At 56.5% G+C, this 23,034-nt stretch carries 18 protein-coding genes; 10 read left to right on the forward strand and 8 right to left on the reverse strand.

From position 1 onward, the window contains the following. Positions 1-141: 141 nt before the first annotated feature. Together YQ44_RS03245 and YQ44_RS03250 are read right to left on the reverse strand one after the other, a co-directional pair. Complete coding sequence (locus YQ44_RS03245; protein WP_232251040.1) at positions 142-804, reverse strand: hypothetical protein; 663 nt, start codon at positions 802-804, stop codon at positions 142-144. Between the two features lie 188 nt (positions 805-992). Further along, entirely contained in the window at positions 993-1,712 is a 720-nt protein-coding gene (locus YQ44_RS03250) for a Crp/Fnr family transcriptional regulator (protein ID WP_071326231.1), read from the reverse strand. A 624-nt stretch (positions 1,713-2,336) separates the two neighbouring features. Here YQ44_RS03250 and YQ44_RS03255 point away from each other — a divergent pair. After that, entirely contained in the window at positions 2,337-4,022 is a 1,686-nt protein-coding gene (locus YQ44_RS03255) for a methyl-accepting chemotaxis protein (protein WP_071322151.1), read from the forward strand. On the opposite strand, the gene YQ44_RS28020 is transcribed toward YQ44_RS03255, so the two are convergent. Further along, positions 4,019-4,267 carry an oxidoreductase-like domain-containing protein gene (locus tag YQ44_RS28020; RefSeq protein WP_232251041.1) on the reverse strand — a complete coding sequence of 83 codons (249 nt, stop codon included), beginning with the start codon at positions 4,265-4,267 and terminating at the stop codon, positions 4,019-4,021. The two genes, YQ44_RS03255 and YQ44_RS28020, sit on opposite strands and share 4 nt — an antisense overlap. 339 nt (positions 4,268-4,606) lie before the next feature. Between YQ44_RS28020 and YQ44_RS03260 the strand changes: the two genes are divergently transcribed. From YQ44_RS03260 to pseI, 9 genes are all read left to right on the forward strand, one after another. Beyond that, positions 4,607-6,160: a DEAD/DEAH box helicase gene (locus YQ44_RS03260; protein WP_071322152.1), complete on the forward strand. Its 1,554-nt coding sequence runs from the start codon at positions 4,607-4,609 to the stop codon at positions 6,158-6,160. 1,227 nt (positions 6,161-7,387) lie between these two features. Next, positions 7,388-8,398: a UDP-N-acetylglucosamine 4,6-dehydratase (inverting) gene (gene pseB / locus YQ44_RS03265; RefSeq protein WP_071322153.1), complete on the forward strand. Its 1,011-nt coding sequence runs from the start codon at positions 7,388-7,390 to the stop codon at positions 8,396-8,398. A 9-nt stretch (positions 8,399-8,407) separates the two neighbouring features. Further along, on the forward strand, positions 8,408-9,565 hold the full coding sequence (pseC, locus tag YQ44_RS03270; RefSeq protein ID WP_071322154.1) for a UDP-4-amino-4,6-dideoxy-N-acetyl-beta-L-altrosamine transaminase: 1,158 nt from the start codon (positions 8,408-8,410) through the stop codon (positions 9,563-9,565). After that, the gene (locus YQ44_RS03275) at positions 9,562-10,464 is read left to right on the forward strand and encodes an aldo/keto reductase (RefSeq protein ID WP_071322155.1); all 903 of its coding nucleotides are present in this window, start codon (positions 9,562-9,564) and stop codon (positions 10,462-10,464) included. Before pseC ends, YQ44_RS03275 begins: the two co-directional genes overlap by 4 nt. Beyond that, positions 10,461-11,231, forward strand: a complete 771-nt coding sequence (locus YQ44_RS03280) for a cytidylyltransferase domain-containing protein (protein ID WP_071322156.1) — start codon at positions 10,461-10,463, stop codon at positions 11,229-11,231. The genes YQ44_RS03275 and YQ44_RS03280 overlap by 4 nt, the downstream gene beginning before the upstream one ends. 9 nt (positions 11,232-11,240) lie before the next feature. Beyond that, a complete protein-coding gene (locus YQ44_RS03285; protein ID WP_071322157.1) occupies positions 11,241-12,530 on the forward strand; it encodes an aminotransferase class III-fold pyridoxal phosphate-dependent enzyme in 1,290 nt (429 codons plus the stop codon). Next, positions 12,527-13,624, forward strand: coding sequence for a UDP-2,4-diacetamido-2,4,6-trideoxy-beta-L-altropyranose hydrolase (gene pseG, locus YQ44_RS03290; RefSeq protein WP_071322158.1), 1,098 nt, complete (start codon positions 12,527-12,529; stop codon positions 13,622-13,624). Before YQ44_RS03285 ends, pseG begins: the two co-directional genes overlap by 4 nt. 5 nt (positions 13,625-13,629) lie before the next feature. After that, entirely contained in the window at positions 13,630-14,178 is a 549-nt protein-coding gene (gene pseH, locus YQ44_RS28025) for a UDP-4-amino-4,6-dideoxy-N-acetyl-beta-L-altrosamine N-acetyltransferase (protein ID WP_083411620.1), read from the forward strand. Between the two features lie 5 nt (positions 14,179-14,183). Continuing rightward, the gene (gene pseI / locus YQ44_RS03300; RefSeq protein ID WP_083411621.1) at positions 14,184-15,227 is read left to right on the forward strand and encodes a pseudaminic acid synthase; all 1,044 of its coding nucleotides are present in this window, start codon (positions 14,184-14,186) and stop codon (positions 15,225-15,227) included. Between the two features lie 871 nt (positions 15,228-16,098). Here pseI and YQ44_RS03305 read toward each other — a convergent pair. The 5 genes from YQ44_RS03305 to YQ44_RS03325 form a co-directional block, all read right to left on the reverse strand. Further along, positions 16,099-17,334 carry a lipopolysaccharide biosynthesis protein gene (locus YQ44_RS03305; RefSeq protein WP_071322161.1) on the reverse strand — a complete coding sequence of 412 codons (1,236 nt, stop codon included), beginning with the start codon at positions 17,332-17,334 and terminating at the stop codon, positions 16,099-16,101. A 101-nt stretch (positions 17,335-17,435) separates the two neighbouring features. Next, a complete protein-coding gene (locus YQ44_RS03310) occupies positions 17,436-19,343 on the reverse strand; it encodes a polysaccharide biosynthesis protein (RefSeq protein WP_071322162.1) in 1,908 nt (635 codons plus the stop codon). Positions 19,344-19,444: 101 nt separating this feature from the next. Then, positions 19,445-20,005, reverse strand: a complete 561-nt coding sequence (locus YQ44_RS03315; RefSeq protein WP_071322163.1) for a sugar transferase — start codon at positions 20,003-20,005, stop codon at positions 19,445-19,447. A gap of 10 nt (positions 20,006-20,015) precedes the next feature. Next, the gene (locus YQ44_RS03320; protein WP_071322164.1) at positions 20,016-20,954 is read right to left on the reverse strand and encodes a UDP-glucose 4-epimerase family protein; all 939 of its coding nucleotides are present in this window, start codon (positions 20,952-20,954) and stop codon (positions 20,016-20,018) included. Positions 20,955-21,332: 378 nt separating this feature from the next. Further along, positions 21,333-22,997, reverse strand: coding sequence for a heparinase II/III family protein (locus tag YQ44_RS03325; protein ID WP_071322165.1), 1,665 nt, complete (start codon positions 22,995-22,997; stop codon positions 21,333-21,335). Positions 22,998-23,034 lie beyond the last annotated feature (37 nt).

Genomic DNA, 23,034 nt, shown 5'->3' on the forward strand with positions numbered 1-23,034 from the left:
GAGGTTGGTCAAAGTATGTTGCAGTGCACATTGAATCACAGGGATTATTTCCGTGCCGCACGTTTTAAATGGCTGGCGGACATGAAAAAAGCACGCCGCAGCGTGCTTGGGGGGGCATGGCCTGGCGCGTTCGCGCCGGGCTTAGAAGCGGTAGGTGGCGCTGATGCGCAGCACCGGGTAAGCCTTGAAATCCTTGACCTTGTCGGCCAGTTTTTCGTTTTCAGCGGCAACGTCCGTTTTCAGGGCGGCGCATACGAGCGGGTCGCAGCCGGTATTGCGCAGCGAGGTGCTTGGTGAACCCTGGAACAGCACGCCTATATCGCTGGAAATGCCCCAGCCGGCTTCTTTTACCGGGTTGCCCCAGCCGATGCCGATGTAGGGAGCGACCTTGCGGAAGTCGATGGTGCCGTCCAGCTGGCCTGCGCTGGCTGCCGTGTAGGTGTTGCCATTGAGCGTGTAGCTGCCGGTTTTGTTCGGCTTGCCTTTGGCATCGATCTTATTGCCGTTGTACACGACACCAGCGCTCACGCGGAAGGCGCCGTCCATGGGGAAGTAATCGAGCAGGGCGTCGAAGGTGCGCAGCTTGAGCTTCAGCTTGTAGTCGACGTCGTCGGTGCTGGAGTCGTAGGAGTAGTTCAGGAAGCCGACGCCGAAACGGGCATTCAGGTTCGATTGCAGTGGCACGCTCAGGTGTGCGCCCACGCCCGTGGTGCCCACGTCGGCCGAGATGGCCATTTCTGCCTGGGCTTGGCTTGCGCAGAACATGCCAGCCAGCAAGGTGGCGATCAGGTGTTGCTGTTTCATGCTTACGGACTCCAGTCGTTAATCTAACTACGCGATAAATATTCCATGTGGGAACTAAAGTTTCCACAGGGAAATTTCTTCGAGGATGATAGAGCCTGGAATGACGTATGGCAAGATGAAGCGGAGGCTGGCAGGGCAAGGTGTTGCTTTCCTGCCGCAACACGGCTCCGCCAGCTTGTGATCGCTGTTTAATTGTGGGCACTGATGCCGCTGCGGAACTGTTCGAAGCCGGCACGTGCTGCCTTGTAGCAATTGCCCGCTGCCGCTTCCAGGCCTTCACGGTCCAGTACTTCCACCGTGCCGCGGCGGTACTGGATCAAGCCTTCGTCCTGCAACTTGCGCGCCGTGACGGTGACGCTTTCGCGGCGCACGCCCAGCATGTTGGCCATGGTGTCCTGGGTCACTTTCAGCTCGTTCGACAGCGAACGGTCGAGGCGGTCCAGCAGCCAGCGGCACAGCTTTTGTTCGATGCTGCAATGGCGGCCGCCGACCACGTTCTGTGCCATTTGCGCAAACATGGCGCTGGTGTAGCGCATCAGCAATTGCGCCAGCGCACCGCCTTCGTTGAACACTTCGCGCAGGAAGGCCGTTTTCAGGCGATAGCCGTAGCCGGCGCTTTGCACGATGGCCGTGCAGGTGGCGCGCTCGGCTTCGTACAGCACCACGCCAGCGACGCCTTCGCGGCCGATGACGGCGATCTCGGTGGTGGCGCCGTCTTCCATCACATACAGCAGGGAAACGATGGCGTTGGTGGGGAAGTAGGTGTACTCGATCTTGCCGCCGCAATCGAACAGGTGTTTCCCGGCAGGCAGGGCGACCAGTTCAAGCTGGCAAAACAGGCGCTCCAGATCGGCGCGCGACAAGGCGCGCAGCAATTCGTTCTGTTGCGCACCGGTGATGCTGATCATCGGCGCGGCGGGCGTTTTTGCCGGGGCTGCTTGCCAGTCATGCTGGGTGGCGGCGTGGTGATTCGTGGCTGGGGTCAGGTTGCTATAAGCTTTGTACATGATATGGCCTCGTCTTCTGATTTTGTTGGATGGCGCTGCGCTTCCGGCTTGCTAGCGTTGTGCTGAATGTTGTATCCACTATAAGACGAGGGGGCGTTCGCTGGCATCGGATGAGCCGACGCGCTTATGTAGGCTAGGAACATTGCCTCGTGTCATCCGACTCCTACGCCGGCTTTTTCTTATCCCCGCCGGTAAATAACAGTGGTTTGGCAAAAATGCGACATGAAGCCGGCATAAAGCGAACTTTGCCTGCGTGAAGCGGTCAAACCATCCTGCGCCCCTGAGCCGCGGTGATAAAATGTTGCGTTGCGGAAATTTGACTTGTGTCTCGGTATGAACTGCTCTTGTGTGCCGGGGATGTTGCGGTGTGCGCTGTTGCTTCGCGCTGCCTGCCCTGCCACCATCCTGCGATGCCTGTCTTGCTTCGCGCCCTGTGGCCGCATCGTGTCCTTACCGTGCTTTCGTCGCGCCGTTGATCGCGCGCGCCGGCCTCGCCCCTGTTTGACTTAATGAAGGAAGCAACGCATGAAATGGTTTCTTGATCTGAAAATTGCCACCAAGTTGATCTTGTCGTTTGGCGCCGTGCTGTTATTGACGGCGGCACTGGGCGTGTCGGCGATTTTTTCCATGGCGCGCATCAATACCGCATCGACCGACCTGTCCGCCAACTGGATGCCCAGCGTGCTGGCGGCCATGTCCATGCGCAGCGATGTCAGCGATTTCCGCCGCTGGGAACTGGCGCACATGCTGGCCGCGCAAGACGCCGACATGGCGCAGAATGAAACGCGCATGACGGAAACGCAAGCCAAGCTGAAGGCGGACGGCGACAAGTACCGCGCACTGATTTCCGAACCGGGCGAGCTGGAAGTCTTCGAGCGCTTCCTGGCGCTTAACGATGAATTCATGCGCCTGCATGCGACCATGCTGAGCCTGTCGCGCGAGATGAAAAAGGAAGAGGCGCGCGCCTTGGCCGTGGGGCCATCGGCCAAGGTCATGACCGACATGATGGTGGTCCTGGATAAGCTGGTGAGCATCAATTCCGACGGCGGCGTGCGCTCGAGCGCCAGCGCCGATGCAACCTATGCGGCCTCGCGCGCCAGCCTGATCGGCCTGGTGGTGGGCATTGTGGCCGTCGGCATGCTGCTGGCGCTGTGGGTGGCGCGCAGCGTGTCGCGTCCGCTGATCGCGGCGGTCGGCGTGGCGCGCCAGGTGGCGGCCGGTGACTTGACGGCGCACATTGTTGTGCAATCGTTAGATGAAACGGGGCAGCTGATGCTGGCCCTGAAAGAGATGAATGCCAGCCTGCAAAACCTGGTGGGGCAGGTGCGCAGCGGCACGGACACCATCGCCACGGCGTCGAGCCAGATCGCGGCCGGCAACCAGGACCTGTCGTCGCGCACGGAAGAGCAGGCCAGCTCGCTGGAAGAGACGGCTTCGTCGATGGAAGAACTGACCTCGACCGTAAAGCAGAACGCGGACAATGCGCGCCAGGCCAACACCATGGCGCTGACGTCGTCGAGCATCGCCATCGAGGGCGGCAAGGTAGTGGGCGAAGTGGTGGGCACGATGGCGTCGATCAATGCGTCCTCGCGCAAGATCGTCGACATCATCGCCGTCATCGACGGCATCGCCTTCCAGACCAATATCCTGGCGCTGAATGCGGCTGTCGAGGCGGCACGCGCGGGCGAGCAAGGGCGCGGCTTTGCCGTGGTGGCGACGGAAGTGCGCAACCTGGCGCAGCGTTCGGCCGCGGCGGCCAAGGATATCAAGGTCCTCATCGGCGATTCCGTCGAGAAGGTCGAGGCGGGTTCGAAACTGGTGGATCAGGCGGGCCGCACGATGGACGACATCGTCGCCAGCATCACGCGCGTGACGGACATCATGAGCGAGATCACGGCCGCCAGCAACGAGCAGAGCGCCGGTATCGAGCAAGTGAATCAGGCGATCGCCCAGATGGACCAGGTCACGCAGCAAAATGCGGCGCTGGTGGAAGAGGCGGCCGCGGCGGCCGAGTCGATGCAGGAGCAGGCCGCCAGCTTGAGCGAGGTGGTCAGCATCTTCAAGCTCGATGCCGCCAGCGCCGTCGTACACGCGCCACGGCCAGCCTCGAAGCCGGCCGTCGTGGCAGTGCCGGCGCGGACGACAGCGGCGCCACGACAACTGGCTGCCGCGACGCGCAGCGCGCCGGCCGATGAGTGGGAAGCCTTTTAAGGCAGGGCCGGCTTGCGGCGCTTGCTGACGGCTTTGGCGGGCGCTGCGGCAGCGGCGTTGGCCTGGCGCTGTTGCCATGCACGCAGCGCGTCTTCGTAGGCGGCCAGGTCTTCCTGGTACATCTCCAGCACGCAAAAGGTGCAGCCGCTATGGCAGCACTCGTCATTGCCTGGCTTGATGGGCGGTTGCGGCTGGGGATCGTGGGGAGGGGGAGCGGTGGACATGGTGGTGGAAGTGGGCTGCAAGGGGCGTCAGGGCCACATGATACGGTATTCAGGCGGGTGGTTGCTGGAACGTTTTTTGCTCAAAAATCACGGTTTCCGTGTACAGTTGCGCTGAATTAGGGTATCGTTTACAGCACTGATATTGTATCTTCTGCGCGCGATGTTCCGCCGGCGCAACCTCCGCCGCCATCGCAGCACACTTCCCCGACGCTCCCGCACTCGCCCTACAGCATGTCCCGGAGCATGGAGGTGCCGCAAGTACAATGATCCATGGCTTGCAAGACGGAGCTGCCCGTGCCCCGAAATGTTGTTTATTGAGAAAGCATGGCTTCCGCAGTGCGGAGGCACACCAGAAAATTTATGTCTGAAACCGAATCGACTCCTACGCCCAGCCCGGCGATCGCCAATGACGCGGCGCCTGCCGCCACGACGGCACCTGTAGCACCTCCTGCCCCCATTGCTGCCCCTACCGTGAGTTTTGCCGATTTTGGCCTGGCCCCGGAGATCCTGCGCGCGCTGACCGAGCAGGGCTACACCCATCCGACACCGATCCAGGAACAGGCGATCCCCGTGGTCCTGCAGGGCCGCGACGTGATGGGCGCCGCGCAGACGGGTACGGGCAAGACGGCCGGCTTTTCGCTGCCGATCATCCAGCTGCTGCTGGCCCATGCCAGCAGCAGCATGTCGCCCGCGCGTCATCCGGTGCGCGCGCTGATCCTGACGCCGACCCGCGAACTGGCGGTGCAGGTGGCGGAAAACGTCAAGGCTTACGCCAAGCACACGCCGCTGCGCTCGACCGTCGTCTTCGGCGGCATGGACATGAAGCCGCAAACCGTCATCCTGCGCGGTGGCGTGGAAATCGTCATCGCCACGCCGGGTCGCCTGCTTGACCATATCGAGCAAAAGAACATCAGCCTGAGCCAGGTGCAGATGCTGGTCATGGATGAGGCAGACCGCATGCTGGACATGGGTTTCTTGCCTGACTTGCAACGCATCATCAACTTGCTGCCAAAACAACGCCAGAACCTGATGTTCTCGGCCACGTTCTCGCCGGAAATCAAGAAGCTGGCCGCGACCTTCCTCAACGATCCGCTGACGATCGAAGTGGCGCGCAGCAACCAGACGGCCGACAAGGTCACGCAAGTGGTCTACAAGGTGCCGGAAGACCAGAAGCATGCGCTGGTGGCCCATCTGTTGCGCCAGCGCGACTTGAAGCAGGTCATCGTGTTTTCGAACACCAAGATCGGCGCCTCGCGCCTGGCCCGCGTGCTGGAGCAGGAAGGCATGAGCGCCACGGCGATTCACGGTGACAAGAGCCAGCAGGAGCGCATGGCGGCGCTGGAAGCGTTCAAGAAGGGCGAAATCGACGTGCTGGTCGCTACCGATGTGGCCGCGCGCGGCCTCGATATTTCCGATCTGCCTTGTGTCATCAACTTCGACTTGCCTTACAACGCTGAAGATTATGTGCACCGCATCGGCCGTACGGGACGTGCTGGCGCCTCGGGCGACGCCATTTCGATCTATTCGGACAAGGATGAGCGCCTGCTGACGGATATCGAAAAACTGATCAAGCAAAGCATCAAGCGCGGTGAGCTGGCCGGTTTCTCGCCCGCCCCTGCGCGCGGCAGCGATGGCGAACGCCGTCCGCCGCGCCGCAGCGAAGGCGGCGAGGGACGCCTTGCGCGTCCGGCCGATAGCCGTCATGGCAGTGAGAGCCGCGACAGCCGGCCGGCCGAACGGAGTGCCCGTCCTGCCTTTGGCCCCGGCGCCCGCCGCGAAAAGACCGATCCGTGGTTCCTCAAGCCGTATGAGCCTGCCAAGGCTGCGGCGCCGGCTGCCAGCAGCATGGCGCCGGTGGCGGCCAAGCCAAAGCAGAAGGTGGCGGCTTTGCTGGGTGGGTTGCTGAAGCAGTAACGTTTACCAGCATCTGATGCCTGGGGCGGTGCCGTGCCGGGGAGCCGCCGCCGGCTTTTCCCCCGCAGCGTCTTGCTGGCTGAACGGGGGGGCAATCGTATGCTATTGGTGTGGCGGGGCGTAGCCGTGATGATTGCGTTGCCGGGCAATGACGGGATCGCAGGCCGGCGAGCGCGGGCGTGTCGACATTGTTGTGTGGTAACGCACGGAAATTATTAATTTCATAATCGGCCTCCGCATAACCGGGCGTATGCAGGGGCTGCTGGAGTCGCGTAGGGAATTCTCTTCTGGAGCGCAGTGCATTGCGACCCTGCTTGTCTGCCTGGCTGTCGGTGCGGCGGTTTGGACGGCCAGGCTTGTCGACGGCAATATGCGACAAATTGGCAGCCAGGGTCAGTATTATAGATACTGATATCGTCCACACTTATGCGCAATTGTGACAAGGTGTAAAACCATAAAATATGCTTCGGTAAGAGGCGCTGCACATATATCATGCAGGCATTAGAAGTCGCTGCTTGACGTGTCGGAGTATTTTGTGTTGTCGAGGATGTGCAGCCTTGCGGCACGGTTTGATGGACTAGCCTGGCTGCTATGCCGCCTGTGGTGCGGGCATGCAGGGCCCGGGTAATGGGCATGTTGCGTTTGCTTAATGTGCAACATCGTGGCGTGCATCGCGGGAGTGTCCGCACATCGCAGGGAATGCTGGGATGATTTTTGGATGTGTTGCTTGCAAAGAAATGCGGCCATGCTTGGCGCGTGAGGTGGGTGTTTTTTTGAAGAGTATTTCGTATTTTTAGCAAGCTAATAATGTTAAAATAGGGTGACTTTTTAAAAAGCAAACAAAAATATTTTTCATTGACATCATTCTGCGCATTTCAACTCCCCCTTGATTTTTCGCCATCATTGATCGCGCAATAATATGCTGGCTAGTTGATTGTCAGAAGTGACTGGCTGTTCTGATGGGGTTCTGAATTACCTTGAACTTGTACGGTTAACATCTTTGAGGCATGCCACCTAGGCATGTTAAATTGTTGCCCTAACCAGGCTAGGGTGGTTGCATGTCCGGCTGAGTCTCGGCCCATCTTTACCCTCTCTTCCTCTTGGTGAGCACAATGTGCTATCGGGTCGCTCTGGTGGATATGGTGCCGGCTTATTAAAGTATTGGCACCTGTCGAAGCATGTTGCGTTTACTTAACTCGTTATTTTCATTTAATTAACAATATAAAAATGCTCTCAGATAAGTCTATTCTCATTACCGGCGGAACGGGTTCGTTCGGCAAGGCCTTTGTAAAAACCGTATTGGAGCGCTATCCGACCATCAAGCGCCTCGTGGTATTTTCTCGCGATGAATTGAAGCAGTTCGAAATGGCGCATGAGTTTTCGGATGAGAAGTACGCTGGCATCCGCTATTTCATTGGCGACATCCGCGACGAAGCCCGTTTGCGCCGTGCACTCGAAGGCATTGATATCGTGATTCATGCCGCTGCGCTGAAGCAAGTTCCAGCCGCAGAATACAATCCCTTCGAATGCATCAAGACCAATGTGCTGGGTGCGCAAAATCTGATCGAGGCTTGCCTCGATACCAAGGTGCAGCGTGTGGTGGCCCTGTCTACCGACAAAGCTGCAGCGCCGATCAATCTGTACGGCGCCACCAAGCTGTGCTCGGACAAATTGTTCGTGGCCGCCAACAATATCGTTGGCCATCGCGACCTGCGTTTCAGCGTGGTCCGTTACGGTAACGTCATGGGCAGCCGCGGCTCCGTGATCCCCTTCTTCCTTGAGCGTCGCGCGACGGGCGTCTTGCCGATTACCGATACGGCCATGACCCGTTTCAACATCAGCTTGCAAGAGGGCGTGGACATGGTTCTGTGGTCGCTGGAAAATGCATGGGGGGGCGAAGTGCTGGTGCCTAAGATCCCTTCCTACCGCATCACCGATGTGGCAGAAGCAATCGGTCCGGAATGCAGCTTCCCTGTCGTTGGCGTACGTCCAGGCGAAAAGATTCACGAAGAAATGATTACCTCCAGCGATAGTTTCAATACCGTTGACATGGGTCGCTACTACGCTATCTTGCCGATGGGCGCCAAGTATTCGACGCAAGAGTATTGCGATAAGATGGGGGCCAAACTGGTGCCGCCGGGTTTCTGTTACGACAGCGGCAGCAACACCGATTTCCTGACCAAAGAACAATTGCGCGAGTTAATCCAAGCTCACGTCGATCCTACTCACACTGCGTAAAACATGACAATGATTCCTTACGGCCGACAAGATATCTCCGAGGCCGACATTCAGGCTGTAGTCGATGTCTTGCGCTCCGACTTCCTGACGCAGGGGCCGGCAGTGCCGGCGTTTGAACAAGCGGTAGCGGCGTATTGCGATGTGTCCTACGCGGTGGCGGTCAACAGTGCGACCAGTGCCTTGCATATCGCGTGCATGGCACTGGGTGTCGGCCCGGGGGATCTGGTATGGACTAGTCCGAACACCTTCGTTGCCAGTGCCAATTGCGCCTTGTATTGTGGCGCCGATATCGACTTTGTCGACATCGATGCGCGTACCTACAATATGAGTGTCGAAGCGCTGGCGCACAAGTTGGCGCAGGCGAAGCTGGCTGGGCGCTTGCCGAAGGTGGTCATCCCCGTGCATTTGACGGGACAGCCTTGCGATATGGTGGCCATCCACGCCTTGGGCCAGGAATATGGCTTCAAGATTATCGAAGATGCTTCGCATGCCATCGGCGGCAAGTACCGCGGTGAGCCTATCGGCAATTGCCGCTACAGCGATATTGCTGTCTTCAGCTTCCACCCTGTAAAAATCATCACCAGCGCCGAAGGCGGCATGGCCACGACTCAAAGCGCGCAACTGGCGACCAGTATGCAGCAGCTGCGCAGCCATGGCATTACGCGCGATCCTGAGCAGATGACGCATGCGCCTGATGGTGCCTGGTATTACCAGCAGGTCACGCTCGGCTACAACTATCGCATGACGGATATGCAGGCGGCACTTGGCTTGAGCCAGATGGTGCGCCTCGATGATTTCGTGGCATATCGCCATGTCATGGCACGTCGCTATGATGCCTTGCTGGCTGAGTTGCCTGTCATTACGCCTTGGCAGCATCCGGATGGCTATTCTGGCTTGCACCTGTATGTCATTCGCCTGCGGACGGAGTGCTTGACGCAGACACACCGCGCCATCTTTGACACCCTGCGCGCACAATCGATCGGGGTCAATCTGCATTACATTCCCGTGCATACCCAGCCTTACTATCAGGCAAAAGGCTTCAAGCCTGGGGATTTCCCGGAATCGGAGCTTTATTATGCGCAAGCCATCAGCCTGCCCATGTATGCCACCCTCACGGAAGAGCAGCAAGACCTCGTTATCGAGGCCTTGCGGAAAGCTCTGAAATGAAAATAGGATTGGGCGCGGTACAGTTTGGGCTCGATTATGGTATCGCCAATACGGCGGGCAAGGTAAGCGAAGCGCAAGTGGCGGCCATTCTGGCTGCTGCGACCCAGCTGCAATTGAGGCTGATCGACACAGCGGCATTGTATGGCGACAGCGAGGCCGTACTCGGACGCACGATGTTGCCTGCGGCGCCTTTCGATATCGTCACCAAGACGCCGCAGTTTGCCGGTGCGGACATGGGGGCGGCGCAGGCGCAGCAACTGGAAGACAGCTTGCACGCCTCGTTGTGCAAGCTGCAAGTCCCCGCCGTATATGGCCTGCTGATCCATCGTGTCGACGATTTATTGTTGCCGGGTGGCGAAATGCTGATGGCGCGCATGGCGCTGTTGAAGCAGCGCGGTCTTGTCAGCAAGATTGGCGTTTCCGTGTACACCGGACAGCAAATCGATGCCGTCCTGGAGCGTTTCCCGATCGATCTCATTCAACTGCCCGTCAATGTGCTGGACCAGCGCCTGCTGCACAGTGGCCATTTGCGCAAATTGAAACAGGCTGGTGTCGAAATACATGCCCGTTCCGTTTTCTTGCAAGGCTTGCTGTTGATGGCTCCCAAGGACTTGCCGGCCCATTTTGATGGCGTGCGAGAACACCTGGCCAGCTATCACCGCTTTATTGCCGGACAAGGTTTGACGCCGCTGCAAGCTGCGCTGGGCTTTGTGACGGGCCTGGAAGAAATCGACCGAGTGGTTTGTGGCGTTAATTCCAGCGCGCAATTGCAAGAAATATGCGCGGCAGCCGGACATGTGGCCGCAGGTGCGGCGCTTGCGGGCTATGACGTTTTTGCAATCAACGATGAAATGATCGTCAATCCTGCCTTGTGGCAGCAGGCAAAGGGGAAATCATGATATTGGCAATATTGCAAGCTCGTGTTTCCTCGTCACGGTTGCCAGGCAAGGTACTGAAGCCATTGCTGGGTGAGCCGATGCTGCTGCGTCAGATCGAACGCTTGCGTGATGTACGCCAGATCGATCAACTGCTGGTCGCAACCAGCCGTGAAACCTCGGATGATGCCATTGAGGCGTTGTGCCTGGCCAACGGCATTCCCTGCTTCAGGGGAGAGTTGAATGATGTGCTCGAGCGTTTTCATCAAGCGGCGCAAATGTTTGCTCCTGAGCATATCGTGCGCCTGACGGCCGATTGTCCGCTGACCGACCCGGCGCTGATCGATGATGTTATCGCGTTTTATCTGGCCGGTGATTACGACTACGTCAGCAATAGCGTCGTGGCCACGTATCCGGATGGACTCGATGTGGAAATTTTCCGTGCTGCTTGCCTGGAGGAGGCGTGGCGCGAGGCACGTCTGCCATCGCAGCGCGAGCATGTCACGCCATTTATTCACCAGCAAACTGAGCGTTACAAGGTAGGCGTGTACCGGAACGCCACGGATTTGTCGCACTTGCGCTGGACGGTGGATGAACCAAAAGATTTTGAACTGGTCTCCATGATTTATGAGGCACTGTACAGGGAAAATCAACGCTTTTCCATGCAGGACGTCCTGTCGCTTCTGGAGCAGCGCCCTGAACTAGCAAATTGGAACACCATGCATGTCCGTAACGAGGGATATCAGAAATCTCTCGATGCCGATATCGTACCGACTTCCCCCACACCATAGAGAACTAATATGTCTACACGCTATCAACGCTCTGAAGAGTTATTGGAACGCGCCCTTAAAACGATACCGCTGGGCTCGCAGACTTTCAGCAAGAGCAAAACCCAGTTTCCACTGGGTGTTTCGCCGTATTTCATTCAGCGTGGCAAGGGGAGCCATGTGTGGGATGTGGATGGCAATGAATATATTGACTTCATCAGTAGCTTGGCGTCGATCACGCTCGGTTACAACGACGAAGACGTAACCAACGCGGTAAAGGCGCAACTGGATGAGGGCGTGATCTTCAGCCTGCCACATCAGATTGAAATGCAGGTTGCGGAAAAAATCTGCGAAATCGTTCCTTGCGCCGAGATGGTCCGTTTCGGCAAGAATGGTTCCGATGCCACTGCCGGTGCGATCCGCCTGGCGCGTGCGTATACCAACCGCGAACATGTCGCCGTATGCGGCTACCACGGCTGGCAGGACTGGTACATTGGTTCGACCGCGCGTAACCGCGGCGTTCCAGTAGCGACGCGCGAACTGACGCACTCTTTTGTCTATAACGACCTGGCGTCGCTGGAAAAGTTGTTTGCCGACTTCCCTGAGCAGATTTCGGCCGTGATCCTCGAGCCGATGAACGTGTATGAGCCGAAGGAAGGCTTCCTGGCTTCCGTCAAGGAGCTGGCCCACAAACATGGTGCCTTGCTCATTTTCGATGAAACCATCACCGGCTTCCGTTATGCCAATGGTGGCGCGCAAGAGCTGTTTGGCGTCACTCCCGATCTGGCAACGTTCGGCAAGGGCTTGGCGAACGGCTACCCAGTATCGGCCGTTGCAGGCCGTGCAGACGTGATGAAGCTGATGGAAGAAGTCTTCTTCTCATTCACCTTCGGCGGCGAAACGCTGTCCCTGGCGGCCGCCCTGGCCACACTGGAAAAACTGCAGCGTGAACCAGTCGTGGCGACGATCCAGAAGCAGGGGCAGAAGATTATTGATCGCCTCAATGCCATCATCATTGCCAATGAAGCGCAGCATATCATGAGCGTTGCAGGGCATCCGACCTGGAGTTTCGTGCTGATCAAGGATGCGGCCCCTTATACGCAATGGCACATCAAGACCTTGTTCATGCAAGAAATGTTGGCGCGTGGAATATTGACATTTGGTTCACACAATGTCAACTATAGCCACAGCGACAGCGATCTGCAGCAACTTTTCACTGCATATGAAGAGGTCGTTCCTATGCTGGTTCGCGCAGTAAAGGATGGCACGCTGGAAGGAATGTTGCGTTGCAAGCCACTTGAGCCGCTGTTCAAGGTACGATGAACAAATCTATCGTCATTCGCACAGATGCTTCTGTGCAAATGGGGAGTGGGCATGTCATGCGGTGCGCCACGCTTGCTGATGAACTCAGGGCTAATGGCGCCACCGTAACTTTTGTTTGCCGAGATCTCCCTGGTAATTATATTGACTGGTTGCTGTCAAAAAAACATGATGTAATTCGATTGGCCTCTCCCGTCGTTAGCAATGGCGAAGGTGGCGATTATCCCCATCATTTACATTGGCTGGGTGTGTCATTGGAACAGGAGATTGCCGAGGTCAATGGCGTGTTGTCGCAATACCCTGTATTCGACTGCATGATTGTTGATCATTACGCTCTTGAGTCGCAATGGGAGCGGCAGATTTCCAGATTTGCCAGAAAAATGATGGTGGTGGATGATCTTGCTGACCGCCAGCATGAGTGTGATATATTGCTGGACCAAAATTATTATCGCGATATGCAATCACGCTATGATGATCTGGTACCCGCATCATCTATGAAACTGCTGGGTCCTGGCTATGCTTTATTGCGTCCTGAATTTATACGGGCGCGTAATCATTTCAGGCTGCGTGATGGCACTGTACGGCGAATTCTTGTTTTTTTGGGCGGGGCAGATCCTGCCAATGAAACAAGCAAGGTCATTCACGCCCTGCGTATGCTGAAACGTACGTACCTCAAGGTGGACGTGGTCGTTGGTGCCAGTAATCCACATCGTTCCGGAATTCAGGCACTGTGTGAAGAAGATGAAAACTATCAATATCACTGCCAGATAGATAATATTGCAGAATTGATGCTTGCTGCTGATCTGGCGATCGGTGCCGGCGGTTCCACTTTGTGGGAGCGCGGTTACCTGGCTTTACCGAGCCTGATTATTATTCTGGCAAAAAACCAAGAAATTGCCGCTCGAGATCTGGAAAACATCGGTGCGTTGAAAATAATTGGAGAATCTGGAAAAATATCCAGCCATCAAATTCATGAAGCCTTGAACGAATGCATTGATGAAAAAGATATACTCTTGAGTATGTCGGAAATCAGCAATTCCTTGGTCGGTCACGGCGCCAAAAGAATTCAGGAAACCATCTTTACCACTCTTTGTTAAAAAATATGCCATCTTTTTCCGACTATAATTTAAGAAAAATCAGGGCCGCTGATTGTGAATTATTGCGCACATGGCGCAATAAGGATAATATCCGGGAAAATATGTATACGGACCATATTATTGGTGAACTGGAACACAATAAATGGTTTGAAAAGGCATTGCTTGATACTGTTAATCATTACTTTGTTTTTGAGTATAAAGCAAGGCCAGTTGGTTTTGTTTCTTTTACCAAGGTGAATATTTCCGATCGTCGATCTGATTGGGCATTTTATCTTGGCGAGACAGATGTTCCCAAGGGTTCTGGTTCTGCAATGGAATATTTTGCATTAGTGCAAGCTTTTGACGTTTTAAAGTTCAGGAAGCTGTGTTGCGAGGTATTTTCCTTCAATGAATCGGTAATCAATTTACATAAAAAATTTAGCTTCCAGCAAGAAGGTTTTTTCAAGCAGCATACGAAAAAATCTGAATCATTTCAGGATGTCGTGGCGCTTGCCCTGTTCGATACGGAATGGGCTGCTAGTAAAGATGCTCTCTTCAACCGCTGTTTTCGGTGATAACTATGAAAATTAAAGATAGAAATATTGGCTTAGGTCACCCTCCATTCGTTATTGCCGAAATGTCGGGTAACCATAATCAGTCGCTGGAACGTGCACTCGAAATCGTCGAAGCTGCTGCCAGAACCGGTGCCCATGGTTTGAAGATACAGACTTATACGCCCGATACCATGACCTTGGATATCAACGAGCGGGAATTCCACATCAGCGATCCGAATAGTTTGTGGGCCGGCACGTCGTTGTACAAGCTGTATGGCGAAGCGTACACGCCCTGGGAATGGCACGCGCCTATCTTCAAGCGCGCGCGGGAACTGGGCATGATTCCGTTCAGCACACCGTTTGATGATACCGCGGTCGATTTCCTGGAAAGCCTGGAAATGGATTGCTACAAGATTGCATCGTTTGAAAACACTGATTTGCCGTTGATACGCCGTGTGGCGGCCACTGGCAAGCCGGTGATTATTTCCACCGGCATGGCGACGGTCGCTGAGCTCGACGAAACTGTGCGCGCGGCGCGCGAGGCCGGCTGCCGCGACTTGATCCTGCTCAAGTGTACCAGTACTTATCCGGCCACTGCCGCCAATACAAATATCCTGACGATTCCCCACCTGCGTGAACTGTTTGGCTGTGAAGTGGGTCTCTCCGATCACACCATGGGTGTGGGTGTCTCGGTAGCTAGCGTGGCGCTGGGCGCCAGCGTAGTGGAAAAACACTTTACGCTGAGCCGTGCTGATGGCGGCGTCGACAGCACGTTCTCGATGGAACCTGCTGAAATGGCGCAGCTGGTGGTGGAAACCGAGCGTGCCTGGCAAGCGCTGGGAAATGTCGCTTATGGTCCGACCGCGGCAGAGATGAAGTCCCTGCAGTATCGCCGCTCCCTGTATGTTTCGCAGGATGTTAAGGCAGGTGAGGTGTTGACGCGAGAAAACTTGCGCGCAATCCGTCCCGGCCTTGGCCTGCCGACCAAATTCATGGACGTTTTCTTGGGCAAGTGTGTGACCAGCGATGTGCCACGCGGCACGCCATTGTCCTGGGATCTGATAGGCTAGGTGGTCAACTTCATTTGATCATAACCCCGTTTTCCAGGTAACAGCGACGTCCACGGTTTCCATCGCCTGATTGCTTGAGCCTGCGCTTTCACATCATTATCCATCCGTGGAAATGCTGCTTGTACGGCGTCAGGTAGCTGTATTGCGTGGGCGCCAGCCCGGCGCTGCTGGCGGAGCGGGTTTGCCGGATCAATTCACCGACGCAGCCTTTGAACCGCTGACCATACCGTTGGGTGATGGACGGTGTGGCGGCGACAAGCTGTGCTCGATGGCCGTGTTAACGCCACCTATCTCGCGAGGATGCTGCCGCTCGGTTTCTAGTCCTCGACCGTTAGTGTGCATGTTTGAGCGGCCGCCAGCAGGCAGGCCGGAATCGTCCTGCGGCGTTTTATCGCTGGGCCCTGCGTCCGTGCCTTCAATCCGCATGCGCGGCGCGGCCGACCTACAGCACATCAATATGTATCGCTGTCGCCTGCGCCGCTCGCCACACCGCTTTCATGGCGTGGCCGCACGCTAGCTGCCCAATTGCCGGGATGGCGCTGGGTACTCGACGCCGGGCGCATGCGCCCGCCAGAACCGTCTTGAGTGCAACGCTGGGAGGGTTCCCACCCTGGCGGTGGCATAGCCCTAAATTTACTATGGATTTCCCTGGTGACTGCACCGACTTGCGCGCCATCGCACCGGCCATGCTGATGCCGATGCGATGCTGCGTTTTTAGATTTTTTGCGTACCAAGGCTGCTGAATGGCGGAGGGGGAAATGGGCAGGCAGAACGCCGTCAGAGGATCATTGACGGCGTTTGTTGACCAGTCCGGCATTCCGGACTGGGCGGTTTCTCAGTCAATGAATACAATCCCGCTGAAGACGTATTCCTAGTCCGAAAATCGCGCGCGATTCACCGACCACCATTGCAGCGACAGCGCAATCAGGCAGGCGAGGAAGAAGCCAAGCAAGGCACTTGCCACCACTGCTGTGGACAGGCGGGTGGTACGGTTTTCCGGCAAGCTCGGGCCGGCGATGAAGCGGCTTTTTTCCAGGTACAGATTGATCGAGTTCTGATTGTCGACGGTAATCTTGTTGTACACCTCTTTGACGAGTTCGTCATTCAGGTCCTTGCTCTTGAATGCGCGTTCCTTGCTGGCTTCCAGTGCGCGTAGCACAGCTTCGCCGGATTTGTTGGCATCGAGTTGTGCCTTGGCGAGGTCGTAATAGTCACGCAATAGCAGATATTGTTGCTGTTCCCGTTTCGCCTGGTAAATGGCTTCTTCCGTTGTACTGGCTTCGATTTCGGTGGTCATCAATTGCGTCACGGGCGACAGATAACGTGAGTTTTCATCCGTCACCGTGACAACTTGAGATGCCGCCTGCGCATCGGCTTTCGGGTAGCGGGCGACTATGTGTCTGAGGTCGTTGATGCGCCGGCCGTATTCGGCCAGTTTCTGTTTACTGGCGATGATGTCATTGTCCAGTTTGGTGATTTTTGCGGTAATTTCCAAATGCTTGAAGCGCAGCGCATCGGTATAAATCAGGTAAACAATCGTATCCACGGTGTAGCGGCCCAGTAGGGCGACCGTACGTTGCGCTTCTTCCGGCGTACTGGCGTCGTAGTCGATGCGCAATCCGATCACATTGTTGCTATTCTCTTTCGGCTGCTCCATCAATTCTTTTGCATCGAGCTTTGTGAAAGGGAAAATTGGCTCGATGATGGAGTTCAATCCTTTTTCGCTGGTGATGGTGCCGCGCAACTTGCTGATGCCCGGGCTGTCGTTGAGCTTGGCTGCGTTCACAAAATCATCGAAGCGACCACGGCTGCCAAATGCTGCCGAGTAGCGCTTGTAGTCGCTCAGAACGATGCCGGGAGGGCCTTCCTTGCCGTCTTTGGCCCTTTTCTCTGTTTGCAAGGGGATAGGGCCACCAAATTGCAGAACTCCCTCACTCTTGTATTTGGCTAAATACAGTGTGCTACCCACACCCAGCGCAATGCTGGCCACAGTCACGCCGATAATAAGGCGGCGGGCACGCCATAGCGTGCTCAGCAGGTCGGTCAGGGAAATCAGATTTTCATCGTGTTCTGCATTTTGTTGGGTGAACTCTTCCTGCTTTTTCATGTGGTTTCTCAAATTATGTATAGATGGATGTATGTTCAAAGGAAGGCATGCCGGCTCTTACCCTTGGGCGGCGGGATGCCCTTCCATGGCTTTCGGCGCAATTAGGGCAATGCCGGCGCCTTGTTCTTTTCGGACCAGATCAAATCTTCAATTCCGCACTGCGGCGTGTATTCCTTCACCGCCTTCAGCAGCACCGTCCGCACCTCTTCATAGGCGAAGCGCTTGCAGGCATTATCGAGTTCGTGCAACAGTAGTTGCAATTCCGCGTGCGGTATTTCGGATTCCTGCGCGCGCATGATCAGCGGATGCTCGGTCCCTTCGACATTGTCGCCGATGAGCAGTTCTTCGTATAGTTTCTCGCCTGGACGCAGACCGACATGTTCAATTTCGATGCCGTCCGGGGCCGACTTGCTCTTTACTTCCAGCCCGCTCAGATGCACCATGCGTTCGGCCAGATCCATGATTTTTACGGGGGCGCCCATATCGAGCACAAAGACGTCGCCGCCTTCGCCCATGGCGCCGGCCTGCAGCACCAGTTGCGCCGCCTCGGGAATCGTCATGAAATAGCGCGTGATTTCCGGGTGGGTCAGGGTGATGGGGCCTCCCGCCATGATTTGCTTGCGGAACAGCGGTACGACCGAGCCGGAAGAGCCCAGCACATTGCCAAAGCGCACCATGCAAAAGCGCGTCTTGCCGCGTTCTTGTGCAAAAGCCTGCAAAATCAGTTCAGCCAGGCGTTTCGTCGAGCCCATTACATTTGTCGGACGCACTGCCTTGTCGGTAGAAATCAGGACAAAGCATTTGACCCCCGTATCCATCGCCGCCTGCGCGATGCTCATCGTACCAAAAACGTTGTTGCGCACGCCTTCAATCGGGTTATATTCCACCAGTGGCACGTGCTTGTAGGCAGCGGCGTGGTAAACCGTTTCCACCGTAAAGGTGCGCATGATCATCGTGCATTTTTCCGTGTCCAGCACGGAGCCAAGGAAGGGCAGAAGTTCGAGATCCAGGCCATGCGTATGCTTGAGTCCCTTCAGTTCCTGCTTGATCGAATACAGCGCAAATTCAGACATTTCCAGCAGAATGAGCCTGGAGGGTTGCAGGCGGATGATCTGGCGGCACAGTTCGGAACCGATCGAGCCCCCAGCACCAGTCACCATCACCGACTTGCCGGTAATGCAGCTGGCAACCAGGTGCAGGTCCGGCGCCACCTGATCGCGGCCCAGCAAGTCCTCGATTTCAATGTCGCGGACATCCTGCAGGCGCTGCTCGCCACTGACAAGGCTTTCGACTGGCGGGGTTACCTTGATCTTCACCTTGAATACTTCGAGTTTGTCGAGAATGCGTTTTTTCTGGCTTTGCGTCAGGGACGGCATGGCGAGCAGGACTTCACTGATATTGCGCTTGGCGATCAGTTCGGCCAAGTCGGACGGCGCGTATACCTTGATCCCCGCCATGGTCGTGCCCCTGAGTTCTTTCATATCGTCGATAAAGGCCAACGGCTGATACTCATGTCCGGCGCGTAAGGCAGTTGCCAGCTGTGTGCCTGCCTTGCCTGCGCCATAGATGGCAACCCGGACGGCCTTGTGCTCTGCATTGGCCTGCAGCAGGAAGCCGCGTGCCAGGAACCTGCTTGCGACTACATAGGTGATGGCACTCACCCAGTAAATGCCGAAAACACCGCGGGAAAGGCCTTGCATATGCGTCAGGAATGCTCCCATGGCGACCAACAGCGCCACTGAAATCGTCACGCCCAATAAGATGACGTAAACGATTTTTTGATCAATGAAGCGTATGACGGCGCGATACAAACCAAGGCGGATAAAAATGGGGATCGAAATCAGCGGTGTCGCCAAGATAAGCCATAAATATTGGCGAAATAGATTGTAATCGACGACGTCATAGCGCAAAAGAATGGCAAGGGAGAATGTCAGCGGCAAAAGAAATAAATCCGCTGTTGCCGCTATCATTTGCTTGTGGAAACGCGATATATCAAGAAAGGATTTCATTTCACTATTGTATCGTGATGGTGTTGTTAAGCAGGGGTATTGTCATGCTGCCCCGCTCAGTAATATGGCAGCAAGGCGCACATCCAGGTGAGGCAAGTACCTTAGTGCGTTACGCCGTCTCTGCGCACGACCTTCAGGAAGGTCAGGAGAATAATCTTTATGTCGAAGAAAAGAGACTGCCGCTGCATATATTCGGCGTCAAGCTTTACTTTGTCCGGTATTGCCAATTCATCACGTCCACTGACCTGGGCCAAGCCTGTCAAGCCTGGCAGGATGGTGCTGACGCCATGCTGTGTGCGTAGTTCAATGAGGTCTTGCTGGTTAAACAGGGCTGGGCGGGGCCCCACGAAACTCATGTCGCCGCAGAGAATGCTCCACAATTGAGGCAATTCGTCGAGACTCGATTTGCGCAGGAATGGACCTGCCGGGGTCAGGAACTGTTTTGGGTCGGCTAGCAAATGCGTCGCCACGGCCGGGGTACCTGTGCGCATTGTACGGAATTTGGGCATACGGAAGATGCGATTATGCCGTCCGACCCGGTCGGACCAGTACAGCACCGGCCCCGGTGACGTCACTTTGACCAGTACCGCGACCAGGATAATCGGTGGCAGCAGTACGATGAGCGCGATCAGGGACAGAGTGAAATCGAAGAACTTTTTCATGTTGGAGCCGTTAATGGAGGGATAGAAAAGCGGAGGCAGTCTTGTGCACCGCTTCAGGCAGACTCACCGCCGGCAACCAGCCCAGGGTTTGCTTGGTGTGTGAAATGTCCACCTGCAGTGATTCCAGCAAGCGGCGTGCCTGCATCGATTGGCCCAGCAATGTGGCGGCGAATGTCAGGCATGACACCGGCACAGGAAGCAGCCAGGAGCGCTTGCCCATCGCCGTCGATAGCATCTTGAGCAATTGTCCGATGCTGACATCGCAGTCATCCGAAACCAGGAAGGTCTCACCCGCCGCCCTGGGGTGGGAACTGCAGAGTATGAGCAGGTCAACGAGATTGTCCAGGGCCACCATGCTGCGGCGGTTATGTACGGCTCCCAATGGCAGCGGCAAACCGGTCTTGGCCAGCCGCATCAGGCGATGAAAATTGGCGCGTACGCCAGGCCCGTACACCAGCGGCGGCCTGACGATGACGACTTCCATGCCACTTTGTCGGGAAAATTCTCTCAGCGCACATTCGGCTTCATGCTTGGACTGGCCATAAGGGTCTTGCGGCGCGGCGGTGTCTGACGCAGTGAAGGGCTTTGCCCCGGTTGACTCACCGTTCACTTTTACGCTGCTGACGAAGACAAATCGCTTGACGCCCTGTTGCGCGGCCTGTCGCGCGAGGTTCATTGTTGCTGCAACATTGATTTCCCGGTAAGCAGCTAATGCATCCGTGGCGCTTTCCTGCATGACGTGCACCCGGGCTGCCAAATGAATGACAACGGAACAAGATTCCAGTGCTTCCGCCCATTTCGTTGTCGCGCTCAAATCACCGATTGGGAATGTGGATGGTGTCAGTTTTGTCCGCGCGGCCGCGGAAAACGGGAGTTGGCGCCGCGCCAGTTCTGCGCACAGCGCGGCACCGACAAAACCATTGGCGCCAGTAATCAGTATTTTTTGCATTGTTATAATATAAAATTCTTGCGGTATTCTATGACGGCAATATGATTTATTCTGTTAAACCAACGTAAGTTTTGTATCTATTTGCAATAGCATCTCATCAGTACTGGCCATGCCGGGAGATCTATTGCATGCCGATGCGGCGGCAGAGCGGTACTTATGATGCGCATCGTGCATGTCTGTTTGACCGCTGCTGTTGAAAAATACGATGAACGCAAGCCATATATGTGGCATATGTGGCCAATGGCGTGCTTGCGTCAGAAAAGGACTCGCAGCATACCATGCAACGATGGCCGCCACTTCTGTTTCCCCTGGCGTGCCACCTTTTTTCTGATATCGTTTTGCTACCGATGCAACGCCGCCTGGGCCGGGGGGAGCTGCCTACGTTTCTGTCGCAGGGTGCCAGCGGATTGCGCTTGTCAGTGTTGCTCCAGTTAATCGCAACACCAGGCAGCTTGTCGGCCTGGATTGTCCGAAACGCGGGTGCCAGGTGCTTTCCACGATCTTGAGCGTCCCTCCCGTGAGTCCAAAGTCGACCAGTTGGCCTTCCGGTAACTGCAACTGGCATTGCTGCTGCGAGTTCCCATCCATGACGCGGACATCGGGATGCAAGTGGAAGTATGCTTCCGCCTGGCCGAAGGTGCCGCTTACCGTGTCGCTCAGTTCGAGCGAACCAGGCGAGATGCGCCAGCTGCGGGTATGCAGGTTTTTTCCGGGAAGACGATGATAGCCGTCATGCGCGCAAGAGACCGAGGTCGTGTCCTGGCCTGGCTTGATCTGCAAGGCTGTGGGGCGGGCACGGCGCGCCACGCGAAAGCCGCTCCACACTTCGGACGAATCCTGCCGGTCGACGCAGACCGTGTTGTGGGCGCTGGTGCCGCGCTGGCGCAGGCGCTCAGCCTCAAGGCCATATTCCGACGTGCCGGAATTGACGAAGACGCGCTGCCCAAATAAGGACAGTTCGAATGACAGGGTATCGGCGTGGGCATGGCCGGGCAGGTAATCCGGTCCAATTGGCCCTATATCGAGCAAGGCGACTGCCTTGTCTTGCTGGATGCGCAGGTAGCCGCTGTCGGCCAGGTGATGTACGCCGTCGGGTAGGGTAGAAATACAGGCGTGGCCAAGCCGTGACGCGTACTTTTCCAGTTCCGGGGTCGGCACGGCAATATCGAAGGCGGCGTCATTGAAGAAGCTGATCTGCCGGTCAGGATGGCTCATTGCCAGCAGCCAGACGTGCATGGGACCAGCCAGGGCGCGCCAGCCACCAGCCAGCGCGCGTGCACGTGCGTCGAGAGCCGCGCCGAACGCCTGCGTCACATTGTCCAGGTCGAGGATGTCTTCGAGCGCGAGCGCATGGTACATCGTACTGCGTTCGAACTGGCCCCCATCGGGCAGGATCTGCTCGGGAATTTCGCTGGCAAGTATGCGCATTCCCGTTGCCAGCCATTGCGCTGCCTCGGGTCCCGAAAAAAAGAGCCCGGCAAAAATCAATGCCTTTGCGTTTGCAAACAGGTGGTTGCCTAATAGGTGGATCTCCAGGCGCTTCGATAACCAGCGCACCTGGGTCGCCAGGCTGTCAAGCTCGGCTTGCGACAGAGGCGTGCCGTTCAATGCCCATTTGATCCAGTTGATGACCCGCAGCGAGGTAGGGTAAGGCTCCCAGCCACTACCCTGCCCAGGCGGATTTTCGCGCATCCAGCGCACCAGCAAGCGGTGATGTTGCGCCGCGCGCGTGGCTGCATCACCGCTGTGCAGCGTGTCGAAATAGTGCAGGTTGTAGCGCCACAGCTTGCCCACCGCGGCATCGTCCCAGCCCTGCAGCGTATCCAGGTCATGTGTTTCATTCAGGAAGCAAAAGACCGCTTCCCCCGACAGGCTGGAGGCGCGCGCCGCCGGCAGCACCCATGTGCCTGACAGTGAGCGCAGTGGTGGTGCCGGACGCAGGTCGGCACTGACTGGCCTGTACTTGAACCAGATCCGGCCATAGAACTGAATGGGTTTCAGGTATCGTAAGGTGTGCCAGTACTTGAGCGCCACGCCGTTCATCGGGGCACCCGCACGCAGGCGGCGAATCCTTCGCCTG

It is taken from the genome of Janthinobacterium sp. 1_2014MBL_MicDiv, assembly GCF_001865675.1.
In the GTDB taxonomy this organism is placed as follows: Bacteria; Pseudomonadota; Gammaproteobacteria; order Burkholderiales; family Burkholderiaceae_D; genus Janthinobacterium.

Excerpts from the sequence above, each read along its gene's own strand:
- YQ44_RS03260 (WP_071322152.1), top strand. The coding sequence starts at position 4,607 with ATGTCTGAAACCGAATCGACTCCTACGCCCAGCCCGGCGATCGCCAAT.
- YQ44_RS03275 (WP_071322155.1), top strand. The coding sequence starts at position 9,562 with ATGAAAATAGGATTGGGCGCGGTACAGTTTGGGCTCGATTATGGTATC.
- pseG (WP_071322158.1), top strand. The coding sequence starts at position 12,527 with ATGAACAAATCTATCGTCATTCGCACAGATGCTTCTGTGCAAATGGGG.
- YQ44_RS03255 (WP_071322151.1), top strand. The coding sequence starts at position 2,337 with ATGAAATGGTTTCTTGATCTGAAAATTGCCACCAAGTTGATCTTGTCG.
- pseI (WP_083411621.1), top strand. The coding sequence starts at position 14,184 with ATGAAAATTAAAGATAGAAATATTGGCTTAGGTCACCCTCCATTCGTT.
- YQ44_RS03325 (WP_071322165.1), bottom strand. The coding sequence starts at position 22,997 with ATGAACGGCGTGGCGCTCAAGTACTGGCACACCTTACGATACCTGAAA.
- YQ44_RS03315 (WP_071322163.1), bottom strand. The coding sequence starts at position 20,005 with ATGAAAAAGTTCTTCGATTTCACTCTGTCCCTGATCGCGCTCATCGTA.
- YQ44_RS03320 (WP_071322164.1), bottom strand. The coding sequence starts at position 20,954 with ATGCAAAAAATACTGATTACTGGCGCCAATGGTTTTGTCGGTGCCGCG.
- YQ44_RS03305 (WP_071322161.1), bottom strand. The coding sequence starts at position 17,334 with ATGAAAAAGCAGGAAGAGTTCACCCAACAAAATGCAGAACACGATGAA.
- YQ44_RS03285 (WP_071322157.1), top strand. The coding sequence starts at position 11,241 with ATGTCTACACGCTATCAACGCTCTGAAGAGTTATTGGAACGCGCCCTT.
- YQ44_RS03250 (WP_071326231.1), bottom strand. The coding sequence starts at position 1,712 with ATGATCAGCATCACCGGTGCGCAACAGAACGAATTGCTGCGCGCCTTG.
- pseB (WP_071322153.1), top strand. The coding sequence starts at position 7,388 with ATGCTCTCAGATAAGTCTATTCTCATTACCGGCGGAACGGGTTCGTTC.
- YQ44_RS03245 (WP_232251040.1), bottom strand. The coding sequence starts at position 804 with ATGAAACAGCAACACCTGATCGCCACCTTGCTGGCTGGCATGTTCTGC.
- YQ44_RS03310 (WP_071322162.1), bottom strand. The coding sequence starts at position 19,343 with ATGAAATCCTTTCTTGATATATCGCGTTTCCACAAGCAAATGATAGCG.
- pseC (WP_071322154.1), top strand. The coding sequence starts at position 8,408 with ATGATTCCTTACGGCCGACAAGATATCTCCGAGGCCGACATTCAGGCT.
- pseH (WP_083411620.1), top strand. The coding sequence starts at position 13,630 with ATGCCATCTTTTTCCGACTATAATTTAAGAAAAATCAGGGCCGCTGAT.
- YQ44_RS03280 (WP_071322156.1), top strand. The coding sequence starts at position 10,461 with ATGATATTGGCAATATTGCAAGCTCGTGTTTCCTCGTCACGGTTGCCA.